The sequence below is a fragment of the Acinetobacter sp. YH12138 genome (assembly GCF_015218525.1).
In the GTDB taxonomy this organism is placed as follows: domain Bacteria; phylum Pseudomonadota; class Gammaproteobacteria; order Pseudomonadales; family Moraxellaceae; genus Acinetobacter; species Acinetobacter amyesii.
This window is the reverse complement of the sequence record NZ_CP048671.1, coordinates 200,673-207,449: the sequence shown is the minus strand read 5'-3', so window position 1 is coordinate 207,449 and position 6,777 is coordinate 200,673. Positions and strand designations below refer to the sequence as shown.

Here is a 6,777-nt window from a genome sequence, read left to right as displayed (position 1 = left end):
TCCGGATATTCCAGGAACTCAAGATACTTGCCGACCAATCTTTGATTTTCTTCGCTGTTTTCCAAGATATATACGCATTTATCATAAGTAATCGTCAAGCTGTTCGTAACCCTGCGGAGTTCACGCCAGGTAAAAATATCATCTAATTCTTCGGCTGTTTCAGTGATAGTCCGGTGCAGATCCTTGGGATTAAAGGCCATCTTGGCGAATTTACGATTAAATTGCTCAATAAAGCACGGCAGCCACTTATTGGCATCTGCAATTGAACTGATGCCTTCTAGACGCATCTCTTTGATCAGACGGTCCTGAAGCGTTCTATTGGCGCGTTCTACACGGCCTTTGGCTTGAGGGGAGTTAGCGAAAATGATATCGATATTGAAATTGCTCAGAACACGTCCAAACTGGGTAATCTTGGTGTCTTTTTAAAAAGAGAATACCTTCTTATATCTAAAAGTTTCTTTATATTTAGGAATAATAAAAAATTATTTACCTTTATTAGTCAAAATAAAACGTGAATATGGTACTAACCTTGCTTAATAAATAGGGATAGAGATAAACACTTAAATGAGCATTTGTATATTGTTTAAAGTATGTAATTAGACTCAAAGTCTAATTGCACTACAGCACGTTTTGCTGCAATATCAAATGCAATAATAAAAAGTGTTTATCAGTGAAGATCAAACATACCTCTACCAGATAGCCGGACGCCATCCAAGGTAAGGAACATAATGACCAGCTTAAATTATTATCAAACCATTTTTGATAAAGCGGGTGATGCTATTTTTGTGCATGATATCGGCAGTGTCGAATTTATGGACGTAAATGAAGCAGCTGAAAACCTCACCGGTTACAGTAAATCCGAATTAACGAAAATGAGTGTAGAAAAAATCAGCGCACATAGCCATGGTTTTGATTTTTTTCATGCCTTAAAAAAGGTTCAGCAGGCTGCTAGCCACGAAGCGATTACGTTTGAGTGGATTATCCAAGCCCAAGATCAACGAAAAATTCCGGTCGAAGTCTGTTTAAAAACAGTTGAGATTGAGCATCAACCTAAGCTATTAGCACTTGTCCGTAATATTAGCGAAATCAAAAAATATCAGTATGCTCTACAATCTAGAGATCAATATTTCAAGATGCTTCTGGAACACTCGGGAGATGGTATTGCTATCCTCGACTTGCAAGGTAAGTTGCTCTATGCCAGCCCTTCTCTACAACGTATTCTCGGTTACCACGACCGTTTTGTACTCAACAAAAATATCTTGAATGTGATTCATCCTGATGACCGCATGAATGTACGCCAGTTACTTTTTAGAAAATCCTCTCACCAAGCTGCTGGTGTGATTCACTATAAAATCATGCATCATAATGGCAAATGGCGACATCATGAAGCCACCTATCGCAACCTGCTTGATCATCCTGAAATTCAGGGCATTCTCGTCAATTATCGAGATATTACCGAACGAATCGAAGCAGAAAAAATGGCTCGAGCAAGGGAAAAACAGCTGGGTCATATGTCACGCTGCAAAACCATGGGAGAACTTGCAACTGCTTTAGCACATGAATTGAATCAGCCACTTGCAGCTTTAAACAACTATGTTGGTGGTAGCATTATTCGGATTCAGAAAGGTTTGGCAAATACCACTGAAACACTCGACGCTATGAATGCAGCATTAGATCAGACCCAGCGGGTCAATAAAATCATTCACAGTATGCGTAGCTTTTTACGTAAGGGCGAAGCCAATTTTCAAGTTCACTCTCTAAATAAGCTGATTCAGGATCTACATCCACTGATAGGCTTAAAAGCAGATCAAATTGGCTGTGTCATACATTATGAATTAAGCGTTTCACCTATTTATATTTCTGCCGACGAAACTTTATTTAGTCAGGTCATTATTAATTTGGTCTTTAATGCTGTAGATGCTTTACAACGTAACCCAGAAGGAAAACGCGACATCTTTATCCGTACTTGGGAGCACAACCAACATGCCCGTATCGCAATTGCTGATAACGGCCCAGGATTACAGGGTCAAAATCCTGAACAATTATTCGAGTCATTTTATTCTAGCAAAAAAGACAGTATGGGTATTGGTCTGACGCTATCCCGCAGCATTATTGAAAATCATCATGGCTACTTATGGGTCTGTGAAGGTGAGTCTGGTGCCATTTTTAATATCTCTTTAGCAGCACAGGAGCGTGCAAAATGTATTTAACTAATTCTCATGTTCCCGAGCCCATTGTGTATGTAATAGATGATGATCAAGACATTTGTAATTCACTCACATGGTTGCTTGATTCAGTGCAACTCGAAACTAAAACATTCAATAGTGCTACTGAATTCCTGAATTTTCAGCGCCCGCAAACGCCTGCATGTTTAATCCTTGATATTCGTATGCGAGGGATGAGTGGCTTGCAACTACAACAACAATTGAATCAACAAAAAATCCGTATGCCAATCATTTTCATGACTGGTCACGGCGACATTCCAATGTCGGTCAATGCGATGAAAGCTGGGGCATTTGATTTTTTAGAAAAACCTTTTAATCCACAGCATATGCTTAATCAAATCCAAGCCTGTCTGCAACTTGCTGAACAAGACTTTATTGAAGAAGAAAAACGTCAAGAACAGATGATTAAATTGAAATCTTTATCACCAAGAGAAAGTGAGATTATCAATTTATTGGTCGATGGACTTTCGAGTAAACATATCGCACAAATGTTGAATATCAGCCATAAAACAGTAGAAATTCACCGCACGCATATTCGGCAGAAGTTAGGTACAGAATCCATTGCCCAAATTGTAAATATGGTATTGATGTGTCGAGATAAAACTATACAGGCGATGGGTTAACCTATCGCCTGTTTTTTGAAGATTAATAAAGGATTTAGAAGAAACGGTCGAAATGCACTTGTTGAAGTGGAATACCTGCCTGATACGCCATTTGTTCAATAGATTTTACCATTGGCGGTGGCCCAGCACAGTATATTTCATGTTGGATCAGTTGCTCACCTAAAACATCATGAATGATTTCATGAATAAAGCCTGATCGAATACCTTCGATCAATTCAGATGAAGTTGCTGGAACATAATTCAAGCGTGAACCTAATTCAGTCCAATCCCTTAACTGATCTTCTGTCAGTAGATCACGCTGTTCACGTCCACCATGAAAGAACCATACCTTATGATTTTGTAGTTGTGGATTAACTGCGACTCCACGGGCAATTGCCAACATCGGTGCTAGACCTGAACCACCAGCGACACAAACAATTGGTCGTGGCTGCTCTTGTAAATGTGCCAAACCATATGGGCCATCGATCTGAATCACGGCACTTTGTCGCTGTTGCTCATCAAATAGCAGATTGGTCATTTTGCCATCTACTACACGGCGAATCTGGAATACCCACATGCCTTCATCATTCGGCAAATTCGACATCGAATAAGCACGTAATAATTGCTGGTTTACTGAAAGCAAAGCATATTGACCTGGAATAAACTGCGCTGGTTTCTCTGACTGCAAATGGATTTCTAAAATATCGTGTGTAATCGGCTGTACATATTTGAGCTTGACGGCCTGTTGTTTTGGCAGAATTTTAGGCGTGCATTTTTCATCCAAACGGACTTTAATAACACAATCAGATTTAGGACGACATTGACACGCCAGTAACCGACCTTTACGTTTATCACGATCGCTCAATCCAGGTGCTTCAGCCCATAGATTATCTACTTCACCAGATAGCACTTCTATTTTACAAGTCCCACAGCCACCAGCATTGCATTCGTAAGGTAAACCAAGACCTTGACGAAGGCCGCCGCGCAGCAGCACGTCGTCTGCTGCACAATGAAATTCCCCTTGCCCTTCAATTTGGATTTTATACATCGGTATCACTCCACAAGATAAATCCGATCTTCGCGGACGATAGACTGATAGGTTTTCAATGGGATGGTACAAGGTGCTCCACAAGGCTCACCGGTTTTAATATCAAAAGCACCAGCATGAAACGGACATTCCACTTCACAGCCATCAATTTCACCATCAGCCAATGAAGCATCACCGTGGGTACAGGTATCATCAGTGACATAAAATTCGCCATCTTCTAGGTGAAACACCGCCAATGGTGGATAGCCATCAATAATCACCTGTAAACCTTCACCTTGTTCGATAGCGGAAGTCACGCAAAGGAATTTTTCTGCAATATTGGCCATTTTGATATTCATTTGCTTAACTCCTCAATCGGTGAGTCTGTCGCTTCAGGCCCCAAAGTGTGATAACCGCCATCAGCATGAATCACACTGCCGGTCAGCAGTTTCGCTTTCGGGCTACATAATAGGCTTAAGGCTTCAGCCACTTCTTCAGCATCGGCAATACGGCCTAGCACATGGAAACGGCCTGCAACTCGATCAGTTTTAGGACGGTCATTACCTGAAATCATCTGCATCGGCACCGACCAGGTCCATCCGAGGGATAAAGCATGAACACGAATACCATCAGCAGCCAAATCCAATGCCATGCTTTTGGTCAGTTGTTCTAAGGTTGCTTTAGAGGCTGGATAAACCCAACGCTCTTTTTGGGCAATGCGGGCGCTAACACTGCTAATATTAATGACAGCCCCATCATTGCTGGCCTGCAGCAATGGTCTACATACCTGTACCAAAGCTGCATGACCAAACACGGTCACATTAAATGTATTTTGCCAATCACTACGGGTCGATTGTGAGCCATGATCTTCATACAGACAGGCCAAATTCACTAAAATATCTAATCTATTCAGCTTACTAACCAAAGCTTGAATACTTTCATCATTAGCGAGATCTAGATATTCATAACGACTTTGGGTTTCAGCTGCCACCTGCCTGCCTTGAGTTTCGTTAATGTCAGCAATAATGACGTCCGCCCCCAAACTTTTTAATTCTTTGACTACTGCCTGGCCAATGTGAGTTGCGCCCCCAGTGACCAGAACCACTTTATTATTCAGATTGGTCATGAAACCTCCTTGTATTGTGGCCATTCGGTAAATTGCCCTTTGCAGAACAGTAATGGGCGTTGATTGCTATGTCGGCACTGTTCAATTTTCCCCAAGAAAATCTGGTGATCGCCTGCTTCAATCTGCTGTTCCCGGCGGCAGATAAACTGCACTACGCAACCTTCCAGTAGCGGTGCTTTAGTAGTTTCAAGATTCCAGCTCCCATGCTGGAATTTGTCTGGAATTGGCTTAGCAAAATTGAGTCCGATTTCTTGCTGATCGGCTCCCAGAATATTGATGGCAAAGTATTCTGAATTTTCAAAAACTGTACGGCTTGGTGAATGATTGACTAGACTCCAGAGCACCAGCGCAGGATCAAGAGATACCGAGCTAAAAGAATTAATCGTAAGACCAACAGGTTGTTGCTGTTCATCTAGACAAGTGACAATCGCGACACCAGTGGCAAAACCGCCGAAGGCCTGCCGAAGCGCTTTCGCTTCAGCTAGGTCAACGTCCTGCCACAAAACTTCAGGCAGCTGCATGTTGAAACTCCTCACGTGACAGATATTCTTTAGCCCCTTCTGCACCATCTACGGCTGGCCAGAAACCGCACGGGTTGTTGAAATGCCCCATAAAGTCATCCGCAATCGCTTGGTTCTGCGAGGCTGCAGCTAATACTTGTAATAAGCTCTCACTTGGTGGATTTAACAATAGATTCGTGAATTCAGTCGTATAGCGACCTGACTTTTCCCAGAATTGCTCGAATACTTCTGTCATCCAATCTGCACTAAAGTCTTCATCACCTCGTGCTAAAATCGCAGCTAAATAATGCTCCACCATACGGGTTGCATTGTTTGCGCCTTGTCCTGCGATTGGATCATTTACAATGACAGTGTCTCCAATCCCCCAAATTTTTGCACCGTTATCTAAGGTTGCAACAGGATCTCGAACTTCAGGGCGGAATGCACCTTTGAGCCATGCGTTTGGATCACTTAATTCCATATTATCGACCATACGGAAGCTTTGATCTGGTGTTACTTTGGCAACCGCTTCTTTCATGCGTTGGACCATTTCTTCGCCAGATGTCACATCATCGAAGATATCCATTGGACCATTCGGTACACATTCAAATAAGAAACTACGACATGGACCATGCGTGTGACTATAGAACGGCATACTGAAGTATTCGCCTGCACCTGCAACAAAATTAAAATGCAAAGTCTGAGATGGTTGACCTTGCCAACTGTTTGGACCGCATAAATCATCACCTACGACGAGTGCTGCAGCCAATTTGCGAGGAGGAGTGTGATGTACTGAGCGTGATTCGTTGCGTTTGAATAAACTGGTGATATTGCCCTTACCTGCTGCCAAAATCGTCAGATCATTTTCAACAGTGATTACTTCCAAATCTTCTGGACTGACATTTTGAATGATGAGCTTGCCACCACGGCGCGGATATTCCTCTAACCAACGGTGATATTTGGTTCGTTGGTCCATGGCAATACCGTCATTATTATGTAAAAAACCTGTCACAGGTAACATGATATCGCCGTTTGGTGCACGAAAATCGACATGCAATGCTTGACCATGATGGGCTTTACCATCCCAGAAATTCAAACCAAGTTTGCGTTCAAACTCTAATGTATTGGCGAAGAACATCGTGGTACTGACCATACGACCGTGTAACAATTCATCCGCAGGGCGATCTACATATAAAGTGACATCATATTTATTTTCGAGTAGCGAGAACGCGAGTAATAAGCCTGCTTGTCCACCACCGATAATTGCGATTTTTCTCATCTTGAATTCCCCTTAGGC

Annotated in this window: 7 protein-coding genes and 1 pseudogene; 2 read left to right on the top strand and 6 right to left on the bottom strand. The window is 42.3% G+C overall.

Annotated elements, in window-relative coordinates:
• Window positions 1-202: 202 nt before the first annotated feature.
• Window positions 203-365: pseudogene (locus G0029_RS18600) on the bottom strand (ISNCY family transposase); the annotation flags it as partial.
• Window positions 366-728: 363 nt separating this feature from the next.
• On the opposite strand from G0029_RS18600, the gene G0029_RS17190 reads away from it, so the two are divergent.
• A complete protein-coding gene (locus G0029_RS17190; RefSeq protein ID WP_180109978.1) occupies window positions 729-2,210 on the top strand; it encodes a PAS domain S-box protein in 1,482 nt (493 codons plus the stop codon).
• Window positions 2,201-2,848 (top strand): response regulator transcription factor, encoded by a 648-nt coding sequence (locus G0029_RS17185; RefSeq protein ID WP_180079184.1) that lies wholly within the window; start codon window positions 2,201-2,203, stop codon window positions 2,846-2,848. The genes G0029_RS17190 and G0029_RS17185 overlap by 10 nt, the downstream gene beginning before the upstream one ends.
• A gap of 34 nt (window positions 2,849-2,882) precedes the next feature.
• Here G0029_RS17185 and G0029_RS17180 read toward each other — a convergent pair whose 3' ends face one another.
• The 5 genes from G0029_RS17180 to G0029_RS17160 are packed head-to-tail and all read right to left on the bottom strand — an operon-like array spanning window position 2,883 to window position 6,759.
• The gene (locus G0029_RS17180; protein WP_180109977.1) at window positions 2,883-3,875 is read right to left on the bottom strand and encodes a 2Fe-2S iron-sulfur cluster-binding protein; all 993 of its coding nucleotides are present in this window, start codon (window positions 3,873-3,875) and stop codon (window positions 2,883-2,885) included.
• 5 nt (window positions 3,876-3,880) lie between these two features.
• Window positions 3,881-4,213 carry a non-heme iron oxygenase ferredoxin subunit gene (locus tag G0029_RS17175; RefSeq protein WP_180109976.1) on the bottom strand — a complete coding sequence of 111 codons (333 nt, stop codon included), beginning with the start codon at window positions 4,211-4,213 and terminating at the stop codon, window positions 3,881-3,883.
• On the bottom strand, window positions 4,210-4,980 hold the full coding sequence (locus tag G0029_RS17170; protein WP_180109975.1) for an SDR family oxidoreductase: 771 nt from the start codon (window positions 4,978-4,980) through the stop codon (window positions 4,210-4,212). The genes G0029_RS17175 and G0029_RS17170 overlap by 4 nt, the downstream gene beginning before the upstream one ends.
• Window positions 4,977-5,501, bottom strand: a complete 525-nt coding sequence (locus tag G0029_RS17165) for a flavin reductase family protein (protein WP_180024911.1) — start codon at window positions 5,499-5,501, stop codon at window positions 4,977-4,979. The genes G0029_RS17170 and G0029_RS17165 overlap by 4 nt, the downstream gene beginning before the upstream one ends.
• A complete protein-coding gene (locus G0029_RS17160) occupies window positions 5,488-6,759 on the bottom strand; it encodes a styrene monooxygenase/indole monooxygenase family protein (protein ID WP_180109974.1) in 1,272 nt (423 codons plus the stop codon). Before G0029_RS17160 ends, G0029_RS17165 begins: the two co-directional genes overlap by 14 nt.
• Window positions 6,760-6,777 lie beyond the last annotated feature (18 nt).